A 15,279-nucleotide genomic window follows, 5' to 3' on the forward strand; every position below is an offset into this window, starting at 1 on the left:
TTTGCATTCTTGCTGCATGTATTTTGCAGTGCGACTGCAAACGTGTTGCAGTATCACTGCATAACTGTTGCAGTCGTACTGCATATCGGTGTGCAGTGCCACTGCATACATTTTGCAGTAATAAGCTGTTGATTAATAACTAGTTGTAAAAGTAGGGATATGCTGCGTGTATGGAAAAGTGCAGCTTAGTTTCGTTTCCCGTAGTATCGTTTGTAGATTTTTTTGTATTCCTTTCCCTTTTTGAAACTATCCAGCCATGTGTTGAGGCTGTCCAGCAGGATAGGGGACTGTTTGCTTACTCCCCAGGAATAGAATTGCGTGAAGCTGATGGCGGTATTGATGTCTATTTGAGGAATGCTGTCGGCTGCGGTACGGGCAATGCTTTCGTCGCATACGGCATAGTCGATGTCTCCATGGGCTACCAAGGCAATCAGTTGTTCGGAACCGTACTTCTCTATTTCCTCAACGTAGATGGTGTCGCCTATCTCATTTCCCAGGTTGCGGATGCGTAGTATGGAAGGGGAGCCTTTCACTACGTGCAGTGTCTTTCCAGCCAGGTCCAGTTGGCTTTTGATGAATAATGACGAGTCGGAAATATTCTCAAGCTTGCGTTGCACCAGCACTTGCTTGTTCAGCACAATAGGGGTGGTAAGCAGCAAGGAGTCTTTCAGCTCACTGGTGGCGAGGATGCCGTAGGCAATCACGTCATATTGCCCGTCGGCCAGGCCTTCCAGCCGCTTGTTGAAGCTCATTTCCGGTGATATGGCCGCTTGCAGCCCGTGGTCGCGTGCAAAAGCTTCTATCAGCTCGTAGTGGAAACCGGACAAGGTGTCATCATCCACATAGAAACTGATGGAGTTGTATTCCGTCGAAGCATGTATGATGCCTTCGGCAGCTATCTCGGCATAATCGCGCGGATGACCTTTCGGTTTCTCTTCTTTCTCGATGAGATAGTGGGCAATGAGAGCCGCTGCAATTCCCAGAAGTGCGTATTTGAGCAGTCTGCTTTTCGTCATACAGTCATCTGTTAATCATAGAAATTCCATGAGACGCCAATTTTGAACAAGCGCGGATTGATGGGGTAGTGCGGCACCAGGAAGGAATTGGCGCTTCCCATACCCGCGTTGACGTGATACATCATGGCAAAGATACGCGTCCGCTTCAAGTGCAGGTTGGCATATACGTTTACGATGGGGTAACCGCCTATTTCCACCAAATCGTCCGTAGGTTGCAGATGGAACTGCTGGACGCCGGGTGCATAGGCAGGTGCGTTGTACTTGGTGAAGTAACGGACATCGGCACCCAACTGAACGGTCAGCACCTTCTTGGCGAGTTTAGCCAGTATGTAGAAGTTATGGTAGAGCGAGAGTTGGGGCAATGGAAGTACTGTTTCATTGCTCGTCTTCTGCCAGGTCACCTCATTGTCCAGGTGGAAGACACCGAGGCGGAAGTCTTGTTTCAGTGTGGCGGACAGCACTTGTATGTTGCCTCCGTTCTGTTCGGGCAGGGCGCTTTGGTTGAAGTAGGTGTAGTTCTTGATATTCTCTACGCCGGCACGGAGATTGGTTCCCCAACGGGAAATGTTCAGCTCGCCTTCCACACGCGTACGGAATTCCTTGTCCATGTTGTCGTTGTCCCAGTTGTAGTGGTTGGAGTGGTAATGGCGCATGTAGAAGGAAGGAAGCGTGTTGCTCACATAACCGCGGGCGTAGAAGTTCACCGTATCTTTCCATAGACGGAAGTTCAGGTCCAGATTGGCGTTGACGCGGAACTGCCCGATGGCTTTGTCTACCAACCCCACTTCACCGTTTACGTTGTAGTGCAGCAGTTTGCCTTCGCGCTTGGCGAGTTCGCCACCCAGGAAGATTTCCTGCTCGGTGTAGCGGATGCGGCGCATGTCGGTAAGTGTGTCCGTATTCATCAGGTCGTACCGGCTGAACTTGTGGGAGATATAAGCCGTAAGTCCGGCTTTGGCGTATTTGTTGAAACCTTCCAGCAAGGCTATTCCGAACACGTTCTTTACACTGAATGCCGTGGTGGAGTCGTTGCTGTAATTCTTGTAAAGCTTGTAGTCTTCCGGGAAGAATCCTTCGGGCTCGCTTCCCGAACGGAATTGGTGTCGCGACCGCTCTACTTTCAAGGTATGGATAAAGCTGGTGACGGGGACGAACTCTTCTTCGAAAAGTGAGTCGTTGTCTGCGGTAGAAACAGACGGCAGGCTGTCATTGGCAGCTGCAAGTGTGCTGACCGATTTTGATGCTATGCTGTCGTTTGGCAATGCTATGTCGTTGTTCGAATCGGATATTTCGGCTTCAGAGGACGGGGAGGATGAGGCTTTGGGTGCGGATACCGTCGGTTTGCCTTCTTGTGTGTTCCGTACTCTCCGCGTAAAACCAAGACGATAGCGCTGTGTCAGATAGATATAAAAATCCTTGTTACGGTTGGAACTCTGTTCCAATTTGACCGGAATAGTGGTGGACTCGTACTCTTTCTTTCCTCCGGACATGTTTTCGGGACGGGTGATGTATTGGTCGTCTGCAATACCGCCGTTCTCGTTCATCTTCAGGAAAAAGTTGTTGTAGACTGCTTGTACCTGGTATTTCTCGCCGATATAGCTACCGAACAGACCTGCATTGAAGTGCGAGGTGGACTGGTTCTGGTAATAACCGCGTCCGTACAGATAGTCGATGTTAAAGCCAAATGCCAACTGCTTGTTGACGTTGACGGAGAAGTAGGACTTGAAGCGTTCTTCACCGTTCACTTTGCTGCCGGCTTTGTAGTAGGTAAGATTGGTGTAAGGCACGTTGCTGTTGGTGAAAAGCACCTGGTCGGGACGTGTGAAAAAACTGGAGAAGGGAGCCATGAAGATGGTAGGTTCGCTTTCCTCCCGTTCGAAGAACAGACGTGAGAGGCGTGGAGAACCTAAATTTCCCAAGTAGTTGTAATGGCCGAACATTCCTTCCACCAGATTGGTGCTCTGGAAGTTGAGGCTGGCTGTGTCGGCAGGTATGATGGTACGGTTGCCCAGTGTCTCACTTAGTTTCCACATGTAAAGCTTGGGTGGAAGACTTTGAATCTCAGTATTGGTACTGTCTTCCAGATTGTCCGGCTGGGTATTCGGGTCAATCTGGTTACCGAACCGGTCGCGATTGTTCATCGGGTTTAAGGTGTTTTGCGCCATAGCCCCCCATATCCCTATAACGGACAGAAATATATATGTCAGTACAATTCGTCTCATAATTAGGCGCAAAGATACAATAAAAAATTATTTGCTTACTGAATTCAGCCTTTTTTGCTTCTTTTAAACTGTCTTGTTTTCTGTTTTGTTCTATACTGCTTCCGGTTCTCTGCCCTTGAATCCATACTTTTTCCGGCTTGAAATGAAATAAGCCCTTGCAATAAATCAATATCACAAGGGCTTATCCGTTTTCCTTTATCTCTTATTCTGGCGTAAAGTTCCTCCTCTTATGGGGAGTGGCTTTACATAGCCTTTCATTTCATTTCCTGAATAAGTTCCATTCCTTTCTTGATAGCTTCTTCGTTCATCGGTATCAAGTGGTGGTGGCGTTCGGGCAGTGTCTTCTTCAATCCTCTGAGTACACTGTCCAGTGTAACCATCGGCTTGATTTTCAATAATCCACCCAATACAATCATGTTGAATGCCTTGGCGTTGTTCATTTCATTGGCGGCATCCATGGCGTTGATGCGGTAAACGTGGATGTCCTTACGCGTCGGCGGGTTGATGATGCCGTAACCGTCGTAGATAAGTACGCCTCCGGGTTTTACCTTGCTTTCGAATTTCTCCAGTGACGGCTGGTTCAGGATGATGGCGGCATCGTACTTGCTTAAGATGGGTGAGGATATTTTCTCGTCACTTACGATGACTGTTACGTTGGCTGTACCACCACGTTGTTCCGGTCCGTAAGCCGGCATCCAAGTCACCTCTTTGCCTTCCATCAATCCGGAATATGCCAAAATCTTTCCCATGGACAATACACCTTGTCCACCGAAGCCTGCTATAATGATTTCTTCTTTCATTGTTCTTCTGTCTTTAGCATGATTATTTATCTTTCAGGTCGCCCAGCGGATAGAAGGGGAACATGTTCTCTACCATCCATTCATTGGATTTCGCAGGAGACATCTTCCAGCCGGAGTTACAGGTGGAAACGATTTCCACAAGGTTGGAACCTTTGCCTGCCATAGAGTTCTCGAATGCTTTGCGGATAGCCTTTTTCGCTTTGCGGATGGCGGGAACGGACTGTACGCTTTGGCGTGTCACGTAAGCGGTTCCTTCCAATTGTGCAGCAATATCGGCCATCTTCAGCGGATAGCCGTGCAGATGCACGTCACGTCCGTAAGGGCTGGTCGATGTCTTCATGCCTACAAGGGTAGTGGGAGCCATTTGTCCCCCGGTCATACCATAGATGGCATTGTTGATGAAGATGATGGTGATGTTTTCGCCGCGGTTCAAGGCGTGGATGGTTTCGGCAGTACCGATACAAGCCAGGTCGCCGTCTCCTTGGTAAGTGAACACCAGGCGGTCTGGCCAAAGGCGCTTGATGGCAGTGGCAAGTGCGGGCGCACGTCCATGGGCGGCTTCCTGCCAGTCGATGTCTATATAATTATAGATGAACACGGCACATCCCACGGGGGAGATGCCTATTGCTTTGTCTTCCAGTCCCATTTCTTCGATAACTTCGGCTACGAGTTTATGAACTACGCCGTGACTGCATCCCGGGCAGTAGTGCATGGGATTGTCGTTCATCAGAGTCGGTTTCTTGGCAACCAGATTCTCGGGCTTTATAATATCTTCTTTTGTCATAATCACTTCTCCTATCTGTTGGTGAACCGTATGAAAAATTCCATCAACTTGACGAATATCGCCGCGCCGCAGACGTAGATGAACAGCTTGAAGTCATCTTTTGCAGCAAAATATATAATGATAGCTGCCAGGGCAAGTACCATGAAGAGAATGTTCAGTACGTTTCTTATTTTATCAGGATTCATTTCTTAATCAGTTTTTCTTTCAATGCATCTACTATCTCATCCGGATCGGGAACAATGCCGCCGAGGCGTCCGAAATGTTCCACTTTCACTTTACCGTTCACGGCAAGGCGGACATCTTCCACCATCTGTCCGGCATTCAATTCTGTAACGAGCATACCTTTCACCTTGTCGGCATACGCGGCAATGGCTTTGGTCGGGAACGGCCACAACGTGATGGGGCGGAGCATACCTACCTTTATTCCTTCTTCGCGTGCCAGCTCCATTGCTTTCTGTCCGATGCGTGCCATAGAGCCGAAGGCTACAATCAGGTAGTCGGCATCATCGCAATGAATTTCCTCGAAGCGAACCTCATTCTCTTCTATCTGCTTGTATTTGGCCTGGAAACGGATGTTGTTCTTTTCCATTTCTTCCGGTTTCAGTTCCAATGAGGTGATGACGTTGGGTTTGCGGCCATTGGTTCTGCCGGTAGTGGCCCATGGGCATTGTTCGATGACTTCCGCATCGGTGCGGCGTGGCTTTTGTACCGGGAGCACCACTTTTTCCATCATCTGGCCGATGACACCGTCGGCAAGGATGATTGCCGGATTACGGTATTTGAAGGCAAGTTCGAATGCCAGTCCTACGAAATCTGCCATTTCTTGTACGGAAGCCGGAGCAAGGGCAATCAGACGATAGTCACCGTGGCCGCCTCCTTTTACTGTCTGGAAATAGTCGGCCTGGCTCGGTTGGATGGTTCCCAGACCGGGACCGCCGCGCATAACGTTTACAATCAAGCAAGGCAGCTCGGCACCTGCCAGATAAGAGATACCTTCCTGCTTTAGGCTGACACCGGGGCTGGAGGAGGAGGTCATGACCATTTTACCACTTCCGGCACCGCCGTACACCATATTGATAGCTGCCACTTCACTTTCTGCCTGAAGAACCACCATGCCGGTCGTCTCCCAGGGTTTCAGTTCGGCAAGAGTTTCCAATACCTCCGATTGCGGAGTAATGGGATATCCGAAGTAACCGTCTGCACCGCAACGGATGGCTGCGTGGGCGATGGCTTCGTTTCCTTTCATTAATACAACTTCTTCTGCCATATTCTACTGATTTACAGATTTATTCTACTTTTATTTTATATACTGAGATACATCCGTCCGGACATACTGTGGCGCACGAGGCGCAGCCGTTACAAGTATCTTCCAATATCTGGTGGGCATAGTTATACCCTTTCACATTCACCTCCTTGGTGAGGGCTATTACGTTGAGCGGACACGCTACCACACACAAGTTGCAGCCTTTGCAACGTTCGGTGTCTACTACGATTGCTCCTTTGATTTTTGCCATAATTTACGTTCTTTATTTATTGATTGTACATATCCTTGTTGTAGAAGTTCAGGATGTCCATAGCCATTTGATAGGCATGTTGTGCCGGGCTTTCGGGGTTCAGGTCGATGGCATACTGATAGTTGTTCAGTGCTTGTTGCCAGTTGCCTTGTTTCCGATAGGCATTTCCCCGCAGGTAGTAAGCTTCGTCTTTGCCGGGAAAGTCTGTTTGCAGTATTTCGTCAAGCTGCTGGATGGCTTGCTCTACATTTCCCTGGTTGATAAGCTCTTTTATGGTATTCAGTCGTTCCATATCTAAAAAATATCCGGGTTATCGAACCACAAAGATAGTTTTTATTTGAAGACAATGAGCATCTTCACTGTGAAAAATAAGAAAAAGGGGCAAATAAAAAGCCCGAAGTTTCTCACGATTCTATCAGAATGTCAGAGCTTCGGGCGGATATCATAAAGAATGTGATTCTACTGCTTTACAAGTGTACCGGTATCTTGTCCACTCTTCGTTGGTGGCGTCCGCCTTCGAATGGTGTACTGAAGAATTCCCTCATAATCATGTCGGCTTCTTCGGTACTGATGAATCGCCCTGGCATGACAAGCACATTGGCATCATTGTGCTGGCGTGCCAAATGGGCTATTTCTGCCGTCCAGCAGAGGGCTGCGCGGATACCCTGATGCTTGTTCAGCGTTATGCTGATACCTTCACCGCTTCCGCAGATGGCAATTCCCGGATAGCACTCTCCGGCTTCAACGGCCAGTGCCAAAGGATGTGCAAAGTCGGGATAGTCGCAACTCTCGGTTGAGTAGGTCCCGAAGTCCTTGTAAGCCCAGCCTTTGGCTTCCAACCAGCCGCGAACATATTCCTTCAATTCGAAGCCTGCATGGTCGGAACAGATTCCTATTGTTTTCATGATGGTCAGTTAATATACCAATGTGCCAATGTGCTGATGCCTGCAGCTTGTAGGGCGCGGGCAATCAGCACATCAGCACATCGGATAATGATTATAACATTGCTTTTACTTGCTTGTAAACGTTCTCTGCGGTGAAACCGAGCTTTTCGTCCAGCACTTTATAAGGTGCCGAGAATCCGAATGATTCCAATCCCCATACTTTACCGCGGGGACCTACCAGCCCTTGCAGTGTGACGGGCAGACCGGCTGTCAGGCCGAATACCTTGGCACCACACGGGATAATGCCTTCTTGATATCCCGGAGCTTGGCTACGGAACAGACCTTCGGAAGGAACGGACACGATACGCACCTTGATGCCATCCTTGCGCAGCAATTCAGTACCGGCTACCAATGTGGCAACTTCCGAGCCTGAAGCAACGAGGATTATATTTGGATTTTCATCGGAGCCGGCTACAATATAAGCGCCTTTGGCAGCTTGTTCGTAATCGTTGCCTTCGGGCAGGTTGGCGATGTTCTGGCGGGAGAAAATCAAACCGGTTGGGGTTGTGGTATTTTCCATTGCCAGTTTCCATGCCACAGTTGTTTCTTCTGCATCTGCCGGGCGGAGTACCAACATGGAATTATGTCCCTTGTGGTTTTTCAGTTTTTCCATCAGGCGGATTTGGGCTTCCTGCTCTACCGGTTCATGGGTAGGACCGTCTTCACCTACACGGAAGGCATCGTGTGTCCAGATGAACTTCACGGGAACTTCCATCAGGGCTGCCATACGTACGGCAGGTTTCATGTAGTCGGAGAATACGAAGAAAGTTCCGCAAGCGGGGATTACACCGCCATGCAGTGCCATACCGATACAGCAACATGCCATAGTCAGCTCGGCAACACCGGCCTGGAAGAATGCACCGCTGAAGTCACCTTTCTTGAAGGCATGTGTTTTCTTGAGGAATCCGTCTGTCTTGTCGGAATTGGAAAGGTCGGCAGAAGCAACAATCATATTTTCTACTTGAGTGGCGAGAGCACTGAGCACAGTGGCAGATGCTGCGCGGGTGGCAACGCCTGCTTTCTGTTCGATGGCGGCCCAATTCACTTCGGGAGCCTTGCCGGAGAAAAACATTTCCAGTTTGGCAGCCTTTTCCGGATTGGCTTTTGCCCATGCGGCTTTGGCTGCATACTTTTCAGCCATGATTTTCTTCAGCTCAGTTGCACGCTTGGCATATAGTTCGGCCACTTCGGGGAAGATGACAAACGGATTTGTCGGGTCACCACCCAAATTCTTGATAGTGTTTATATAAGCGTCGCCGCCCAGAGGAGCACCGTGCGTGGCACAATCAGCCTCGTAGCTGCTGCCGTCTGCCTTGCGGGCACCTTTACCCATTACGGTATGACCGATAATCAGCGTCGGACACTCTTTCTCAGCTTTGGCTTCGTTCAGTGCACCGCGGATGGCATCGGGATCGTTACCATTGATTTTAATGACTTTCCAGCCCCAAGCTTCGTATTTCTTGCCGGTATCTTCGATGGTCACATCCTTTGTCTCGGTAGAAAGCTGAATGTCGTTGGCATCATAGAACATGATGAGATTATCCAACCCTAATGCTCCGGCGATACGGCCTGAGCCTTGGGAGATTTCTTCCTGGATGCCACCGTCAGAAATATAAGCGTAGATGGTCTGTGGCATTACTTCTTCGAAACGTGCCTTCATGAACTTGGCTGCGATGGCTGCACCGACTGCAAATGTGTGTCCCTGGCCGAGCGGTCCGGAAGTGTTTTCGATGCCGCGCATGATGTCACGTTCGGGATGTCCCGGAGTAGGGCTTCCCCATTGGCGGAACTCTTTCAGTTCGTCCAGCGTGAACTTGCCGGTCAGGGCCAATGTAGAGTAAAGCATCGGTGACATGTGTCCCGGGTCGAGGAAGAAACGGTCACGACCTTCCCAAGCCGGATTTTCAGGGTCATATACCAGGAACTCTGAGAAGAGTACATTTACAAAGTCAGCACCACCCATGGCACCGCCCGGATGCCCGGAGTTGGCTTTCTCAACCATGGATGCAGCAAGGATACGGATATTGTCCGCCGCACGGTTCATAAGTTTGTTGTCGTTCATATTGAATCTAATTAATTTTGAATATTATCAATAGGTTATTTGGTCCTTGTAGGTTTTCCAAGGGCAAAGATAACTCTTTATGCGTAATTCACAACACTCGAAGAGTGTCTTTTTTATCAGTATTACTGCCTTTTTGCTGCTAAAATGATACTAAACGTATTTAGCTGATTTTGTGCGGTGCACGGTAGTTTTACTGTAACTCAATAGTAACGATTGATTTGGCCGGAAGTTTAATCTTGAGAATATCTTTATTGATTTTTACCTCTTTGAACGGAACGGGTTTCACATTGTCGGGATTTTCAAATGAATTGTAGTCCGTCAGATTGGTGGAAGTCAATATTTCACCAACTGCTTTCTTGGCTTTCGTTCCAGACAGATTGATGGTCACTTCCTGTGCATTGTCTGCATCTACGTTGGACATGGAAATGTGTATCTTGCCGTTTGGGTCTTTGGAGGCGGTAGCGCTGACCATTGGTATTCTGCGGTTGTCGCGTACATCCATCATGTCGCAGTTCAGCTCAAGAGGAATGTAGGTGGCATCCTGGTGTACATTGTACATTTTGAATACATAATAAGTGGGGGTGAGTACCATGTTTTTTCCGCTGGTCAGAATCATGGATTGCAATACATTGACGATTTGGGCAATGTTTGCCATTTTCAGACGGTCGGTATATTTATGGAAGATGTCGAAGCTGAGGGAAGCGACAAAAGCATCACGCAATGTATTCTGTTGGTACAGATGTCCGGGATTGGTACCCGGTTCAGTGTCCCACCAGGTTCCCCATTCGTCAAGCATAAGAGCCACGTTCTTTTGAGGGTCGTATTCATCCATAATGGTGCAATGCTTCTTGATGACATCTTCTATTTCGCGGCATTTGCCCAGTGTCCAGTAATAGTCGTCTTTACTGAATTGGGTGGCGGCGCCTTTACTGCCGTTCCATCCGCTGACGGTATAGTAGTGCAAGGAAAGACCGTGCATACGGCCGCCTACGCGGTCCATCAGCACTTTGGTCCAGTTATAGTCGTAGTCGCTGGCACCGCTGGCTATCTTGAAAAGACTATTGCCGTCATAGTTGCGGCAGTAGGTGGAATAGCGGCGGTAGAGGTCGGCATAATATTCGGGACGCATGCTTCCACCGCAACCCCAGCTTTCGTTACCCACGCCGAGGTATTTTACTTTCCAGGCTTTGTCGCGACCGTTCTGGCGGCGCAGGCGTGCCATGGGGGAGTCTCCTTCGGAGGTCATGTATTCCACCCATTTGGCAAGTTCTTCTACGGTACCACTGCCTACGTTTCCACTGATATAGGGTTCACATCCCAGCATTTCGCAGAGATTGAGGAACTCATGGGTTCCGAAACTGTTGTCTTCGATAGTGCCTCCCCAGTTGTTGTTCACCATTTTGGGGCGGTTTTCTTTAGGGCCGATACCGTCCATCCAGTGGTATTCATCGGCAAAGCAGCCTCCCGGCCAGCGAAGGACGGGTACACGGAGCTCCTTCAGTGCATTGAATACGTCGGTGCGATAACCGTTGATGTTGGGAATATCGGAGTTCTCACCTACCCAAAGTCCGCCATAGATACAAGTTCCCAAATGCTCTGCAAATTGGCCGTAGATTTCTTTGGGAATGATTTGCTCGCTCTGGTCTGTGTGTAAAGTGATAGTGGCACTTTTCTGTGCGAAGAGTGACAACGAGGTGGAGAGAAATATGCTACTGATAAATAACTTTGTGTTCATAGTTTTTTAGTGTTATTAAATACTTAGTTCTTGAATCTTACTGCTGCTTCTTCGATGGGCAAACCAGCTTTATAGCTTTCGATGTAGGTGTTGAATCCGCTTACATCTTCGGCTGTCGGTGAGATTTCAATACCGGCATTTCCGGTGAATACATGCTTGTCCAGGAAGTCGGCAAGGGATTGGCCGTTTCCGTTGTTTGCAAGGTAGGAAGCGAGGAGGGCAATACCCCAGGCACCACCTTCGCCGGCTGTTTCCATAACGGAAATGGGTGAATTGATGGCAGCTGCCAGTATTCTCTGGCCTACTCCTTTGGTTTTGAAGAGTCCTCCGTGACCGGTGATTCTGTCTACTCTGATTTTCTCTTCATTGAAAAGGATGTCGTTGCCGATTTTGAGAACTCCCACTGAAGCATACAGATGGGTGCGCATGAAGTTGGCAAGGTTGAACTTGTCGTTTGCCGAACGTACAAACAGTGGACGTCCGTCTGCCAGTCCCGTTATAGGTTCGCCTGATATGTAGTTGTATGAGATGAGGCCTCCGCAGTCTGCATTGCCTGTCAGAGCGTGGTTATAGAGCTTTCCGTAGATTTCGTCCATATCTACGGGGATACCCATCAGTTCCTGGTATTCTTTGAAAATATTGATCCAGGCATTGAGGTCGGAAGTGCAATTGTTGCAATGCACCATAGCTACGAGGCTTCCGTCGGGGGTGGTTACCATGTCAATCATTTCGTAGGGCTTGGACAATTCTTTCTCCAATACAATCATTGAGAAAGAGGAGGTGCCTGCCGATACGTTTCCAGTGCGCTGCTTTACGGCGTTGGTGGCAACCATGCCGGTTCCAGCGTCACCTTCGGGTGGACAGACGGGAATTCCTGCTTTCAGATGTCCCGATACGTCGAGGCGACTGGCTCCTTCGGGAGTAAGGATGCCTGCGTTTTCACCGGCCGACAATACCTTCGGCAGAATATCCCGAAGCTTCCAGTCGTATCCTTTCGGAGCAATAAGTTTGTCGAACTTATCCACCATTTCAGAAGAATAGTTTTTGGTGATGGGATCGATAGGGAGCATACCGGAGGCATCTCCTATGCCCAGTACCTTTTGGCCGGTTATTTGCCAGTGGACAAAACCTGCAAGGGTGGTCAAGTAATTGATGGATGGAACGTGCTCTTCATTATCCAGGATGGCTTGGTAGAGGTGGGAGATGCTCCAACGCAGAGGGATGTTGTAGACAAATAGTTCGGATAGGGCTGCGGCAGCCTGGCCGGTATTAGTATTTCTCCAGGTACGGAAGGGTACAAGGATTTCTTCTTTTTCATTGAATGCCATATAGCCGTGCATCATGGCACTGACACCGATAGCTGCCAAGGTCTCTATCTCTGTATCGTAGAGGCTCTTTACATTGGTACGAAGGTCTGCGTAGCAATCCTGCAACCCATACCAGACAGCCTCGACGCTATATGTCCACAGTCCGTCGACTAACTGATTCTCCCAAGTATGGCTTCCCTGGGCGATGGGTTTGTTTTCCTGGTCAATCAAAACCGCCTTGATTCGTGTGGAACCGAGTTCTATACCAAGGATGGCCTTGCCTGCCTCAATGGTTGATTTTGCATCTAATTTCATGGTATTAATGATAATTTACGGATTTATAGTACGATTATAAACAACGGATTACTGATTGCAAACTACTAGTTACGTTTGTGGTACGTGTAATTAGTAGTCCGCAATCGGTAATCCGTAATGATTATCAGCAAAGTGCCTTGTTCAGCATATAGTAGACTTCATTCATGCGCAGTTCTTTTTTGAACTCGCTGATGGTGGTATTTTCATCGATGACTACCATTTCGATGCCGGCCATTTCGGCAAAGTCTTCCCAATATTCCACCGTCAGGTCATAGGAGAAGCTGGTATGATGTGTTCCTCCGGCCAGAATCCAGGCTGCAGCGCCCACCTCGAGGTTGGGCATTGGAATCCACAGTGCGCTGGCAACGGGCAACTTGGGCAGAGGCTTGCTCTTGATGCATTCTACTTTGTTCACAATGAGGCGGAAGCGATTGCCCAGGTCTACGATGGTAGCGGCTACACCTTCACCTTGCTTGCTGGTAAATACCAGGCGGGCTGTTTCGCTGTCGATACCGATGCTCAGACGGTGCACTTCCAGTTTCGGCTTCTGTTCGGCAATCAGTGGACAGACTTCCAACATGTGTGCCTGCAGGATGGCGCTCTTTTCTCCGTCGAAGTTCAGCGTATAGTCTTCGAGGAAGGAGCACCCCTTCGGCATGCCTTGACTCATCACCCAAGTGGTACGGTATAGTGCCGCAGTTTTCCAGTCGCCTTCGGCACCGAAGCCGTAACCTTCCGCCATCAGTCGCTGTGAGGCCAGTCCGGGGATTTGGTCAAAGTCGCCCAAATCGTTGAAGTTGGTGGTGAAGCCTTTGGCACCCGTGTCTTTCAGCACGCGGCGAATGGCGATTTCGGCCTTGGCGGAGTTCCATACTTTGGTGTAGGCTTCCGTACGTGCGTCTTCCAGTTCGGGAGCGTGGTCGTAGAGCTTGAAGTATTCTGCTACGAGTGCCTTCACGTCCTCGTCGCTGACAGCATTGTAGTGTGTCATCACATCATTGATGGGATAGTAGTCCACATGATAGCCCAATACTTGTTCGGCACTGACCTTGTCACCGTCTGTCACAGCCACGTTGTTCATCTGGTCGCCGAAGCGGATGATGAGCATATCCTGCGCATCAGCCCATGCGGCAGCTACGCGCATCCATGCGGCAATCTGGTTTTGGGCTTTTTCGTCCTGCCAGTGGCCTACTACCACTTTGCGGTTCTTTCGCATACGTGTCACGATGTGTCCAAACTCGCGGTCGCCGTGAGCCGATTGGTTTAGGTTCATAAAATCCATGTCCATCGTCTCCCAGGGAATTTCCTTGTTGAACTGTGTATGGAAGTGTAGTAATGGCTTCTTCAGTTCCTGCAAACCGTGAATCCACATTTTGGCAGGAGAGAAGGTGTGCATCCAGGTGATGACTCCGATACACTTATCGTCGTTGTTGGCGGCTTTGAAGGTAGCGGTTACTTCTTTGGATGAATTGACCGTACCTTTATATACTACCTTTACGGGCAGTTTCCCGGAATCATTCAGACCTTTCACCATTTCATTACTATGTGCGTCTACTGCGATAACTGCGTCACCTCCGTACAAGAGCTGTGCTCCGGTTACGAACCATACTTCATATTGTTCAAATGTGTTCATACAATTTATTTTTATAGTTTATATTTAAAGAATGATAGTTATTTCTGTCCATAATAAGCGTTAGGACCGTGCTTGCGGCTGAAATGTTTTTCTATCAGCAGCGGATTCATGGTCAGATTGGGGTTCACGGCATAGGCTATACTTGCCATTTTTGCCACCTGTTCCATCACTACGGCATTATGTACCGCCTCGTGTGCGTCTTTTCCCCACGAGAAAGGACCGTGGTTCTTTACCAATACTCCGGGAGTATGTACCGGGTTCAGCCCCTCAAAGCGTTTTACGATGACATTTCCCGTTTCCAGTTCATACGCTCCTTCCACTTCCTCCTTCGTCATGTCTGCTGTGCAGGGTATGGCGTCGTGGAAGTAATCGGCATGTGTTGTCCCGATATTCGGTATGTCACATCCGGCTTGTGCCCAGGCTGTGGCGTAAGTAGAGTGCGTGTGCACCACACCGCCGATTTCGGGGAATGCTTTATAGAGAACCAGGTGGGTCGGCGTGTCTGAAGAGGGCTTTAACCGTCCTTCCACGACCTTGCCGTCAAGATTCACTACCACCATATCCTCTGCTTTCATTTCATCGTAACTCACCCCACTGGGCTTGATGACTACCAGACCAGATTCGCGGTCAATGCCCGATACATTGCCCCATGTGAAGATAACCAATCCGTGCTTCACCAGTTCAAGGTTAGCATGGAATACTTTGTCTTTCAGTGCTTCCAGCATATTATTTAAATTACTAATTACAAGTTGTTGAATATTAGGTTCTCAGAGCTTAAATTTCGGAGCTTTGCGGTATGCCTTCTCATTAAACTGATATAAAGCAGCTCCACGTTTGGACCCCGTTTTGTCTATTTTGTCAGTTTTTTCTATATAGTCCATTTCTGCTATGCGTTTTCGGAAGTTCCGTTTGTCAATGCTCTCGCCGTATATAGCTTCGTATAAGCT

At 48.9% G+C, this 15,279-nt stretch carries 15 protein-coding genes; all 15 read right to left on the bottom strand.

What is annotated here, in order from left to right:
* Positions 1–185 precede the first annotated feature (185 nt).
* A complete protein-coding gene (locus ABUA47_RS10905; protein ID WP_005826612.1) occupies positions 186–1,016 on the bottom strand; it encodes a transporter substrate-binding domain-containing protein in 831 nt (276 codons plus the stop codon).
* An 11-nt stretch (positions 1,017–1,027) separates the two neighbouring features.
* The gene (locus tag ABUA47_RS10910) at positions 1,028–3,238 is read right to left on the bottom strand and encodes a putative porin (protein WP_349831606.1); all 2,211 of its coding nucleotides are present in this window, start codon (positions 3,236–3,238) and stop codon (positions 1,028–1,030) included.
* A gap of 254 nt (positions 3,239–3,492) precedes the next feature.
* Positions 3,493–4,038 carry a 2-oxoacid:acceptor oxidoreductase family protein gene (locus tag ABUA47_RS10915; protein WP_005826606.1) on the bottom strand — a complete coding sequence of 182 codons (546 nt, stop codon included), beginning with the start codon at positions 4,036–4,038 and terminating at the stop codon, positions 3,493–3,495.
* Positions 4,039–4,060: 22 nt separating this feature from the next.
* Positions 4,061–4,822, bottom strand: a complete 762-nt coding sequence (locus ABUA47_RS10920; protein WP_005826605.1) for a thiamine pyrophosphate-dependent enzyme — start codon at positions 4,820–4,822, stop codon at positions 4,061–4,063.
* A gap of 11 nt (positions 4,823–4,833) precedes the next feature.
* Positions 4,834–5,007, bottom strand: coding sequence for a hypothetical protein (locus ABUA47_RS10925; protein WP_005826603.1), 174 nt, complete (start codon positions 5,005–5,007; stop codon positions 4,834–4,836).
* Complete coding sequence (locus ABUA47_RS10930; RefSeq protein WP_016273409.1) at positions 5,004–6,089, bottom strand: 3-methyl-2-oxobutanoate dehydrogenase subunit VorB; 1,086 nt, start codon at positions 6,087–6,089, stop codon at positions 5,004–5,006. The genes ABUA47_RS10925 and ABUA47_RS10930 overlap by 4 nt, the downstream gene beginning before the upstream one ends.
* A 19-nt stretch (positions 6,090–6,108) precedes the next feature.
* The gene (locus ABUA47_RS10935; RefSeq protein ID WP_005826600.1) at positions 6,109–6,336 is read right to left on the bottom strand and encodes a ferredoxin family protein; all 228 of its coding nucleotides are present in this window, start codon (positions 6,334–6,336) and stop codon (positions 6,109–6,111) included.
* Between the two features lie 16 nt (positions 6,337–6,352).
* A complete protein-coding gene (locus ABUA47_RS10940) occupies positions 6,353–6,628 on the bottom strand; it encodes a tetratricopeptide repeat protein (RefSeq protein WP_005826598.1) in 276 nt (91 codons plus the stop codon).
* 175 nt (positions 6,629–6,803) lie between these two features.
* Entirely contained in the window at positions 6,804–7,241 is a 438-nt protein-coding gene (gene rpiB / locus ABUA47_RS10945) for a ribose 5-phosphate isomerase B (protein WP_005826596.1), read from the bottom strand.
* Between the two features lie 91 nt (positions 7,242–7,332).
* Positions 7,333–9,342, bottom strand: a complete 2,010-nt coding sequence (locus ABUA47_RS10950) for a transketolase family protein (protein ID WP_009036826.1) — start codon at positions 9,340–9,342, stop codon at positions 7,333–7,335.
* 190 nt (positions 9,343–9,532) lie between these two features.
* Positions 9,533–11,077, bottom strand: a complete 1,545-nt coding sequence (locus tag ABUA47_RS10955) for an alpha-N-arabinofuranosidase (protein ID WP_009036827.1) — start codon at positions 11,075–11,077, stop codon at positions 9,533–9,535.
* A gap of 23 nt (positions 11,078–11,100) precedes the next feature.
* A complete protein-coding gene (locus ABUA47_RS10960) occupies positions 11,101–12,699 on the bottom strand; it encodes a xylulokinase (RefSeq protein WP_035448024.1) in 1,599 nt (532 codons plus the stop codon).
* Positions 12,700–12,823: 124 nt separating this feature from the next.
* Positions 12,824–14,332 (bottom strand): L-arabinose isomerase, encoded by a 1,509-nt coding sequence (araA, locus tag ABUA47_RS10965; RefSeq protein ID WP_005836040.1) that lies wholly within the window; start codon positions 14,330–14,332, stop codon positions 12,824–12,826.
* 38 nt (positions 14,333–14,370) lie between these two features.
* On the bottom strand, positions 14,371–15,057 hold the full coding sequence (locus ABUA47_RS10970) for an L-ribulose-5-phosphate 4-epimerase (RefSeq protein WP_005826585.1): 687 nt from the start codon (positions 15,055–15,057) through the stop codon (positions 14,371–14,373).
* 42 nt (positions 15,058–15,099) lie between these two features.
* Positions 15,100–15,279, bottom strand: a 180-nt coding sequence (locus tag ABUA47_RS10975; RefSeq protein WP_410520180.1) for an NrtR DNA-binding winged helix domain-containing protein, incomplete at its 5' end; no start/stop codon positions are given.

This window comes from Bacteroides sp. RTP31139st1_H2_RTP31139_211217 (assembly GCF_040227615.1).
GTDB classification, from domain to species: domain Bacteria; phylum Bacteroidota; class Bacteroidia; order Bacteroidales; family Bacteroidaceae; genus Bacteroides; species Bacteroides uniformis.

Coding starts and splice junctions, on each gene's coding strand:
- ABUA47_RS10905 (WP_005826612.1), bottom strand. CDS start 1,016: ATGACGAAAAGCAGACTGCTCAAATACGCACTTCTGGGAATTGCAGCG.
- ABUA47_RS10910 (WP_349831606.1), bottom strand. CDS start 3,238: ATGAGACGAATTGTACTGACATATATATTTCTGTCCGTTATAGGGATA.
- ABUA47_RS10915 (WP_005826606.1), bottom strand. CDS start 4,038: ATGAAAGAAGAAATCATTATAGCAGGCTTCGGTGGACAAGGTGTATTG.
- ABUA47_RS10920 (WP_005826605.1), bottom strand. CDS start 4,822: ATGACAAAAGAAGATATTATAAAGCCCGAGAATCTGGTTGCCAAGAAA.
- ABUA47_RS10925 (WP_005826603.1), bottom strand. CDS start 5,007: ATGAATCCTGATAAAATAAGAAACGTACTGAACATTCTCTTCATGGTA.
- ABUA47_RS10930 (WP_016273409.1), bottom strand. CDS start 6,089: ATGGCAGAAGAAGTTGTATTAATGAAAGGAAACGAAGCCATCGCCCAC.
- ABUA47_RS10935 (WP_005826600.1), bottom strand. CDS start 6,336: ATGGCAAAAATCAAAGGAGCAATCGTAGTAGACACCGAACGTTGCAAA.
- ABUA47_RS10940 (WP_005826598.1), bottom strand. CDS start 6,628: ATGGAACGACTGAATACCATAAAAGAGCTTATCAACCAGGGAAATGTA.
- rpiB (WP_005826596.1), bottom strand. CDS start 7,241: ATGAAAACAATAGGAATCTGTTCCGACCATGCAGGCTTCGAATTGAAG.
- ABUA47_RS10950 (WP_009036826.1), bottom strand. CDS start 9,342: ATGAACGACAACAAACTTATGAACCGTGCGGCGGACAATATCCGTATC.
- ABUA47_RS10955 (WP_009036827.1), bottom strand. CDS start 11,077: ATGAACACAAAGTTATTTATCAGTAGCATATTTCTCTCCACCTCGTTG.
- ABUA47_RS10960 (WP_035448024.1), bottom strand. CDS start 12,699: ATGAAATTAGATGCAAAATCAACCATTGAGGCAGGCAAGGCCATCCTT.
- araA (WP_005836040.1), bottom strand. CDS start 14,332: ATGAACACATTTGAACAATATGAAGTATGGTTCGTAACCGGAGCACAG.
- ABUA47_RS10970 (WP_005826585.1), bottom strand. CDS start 15,057: ATGCTGGAAGCACTGAAAGACAAAGTATTCCATGCTAACCTTGAACTG.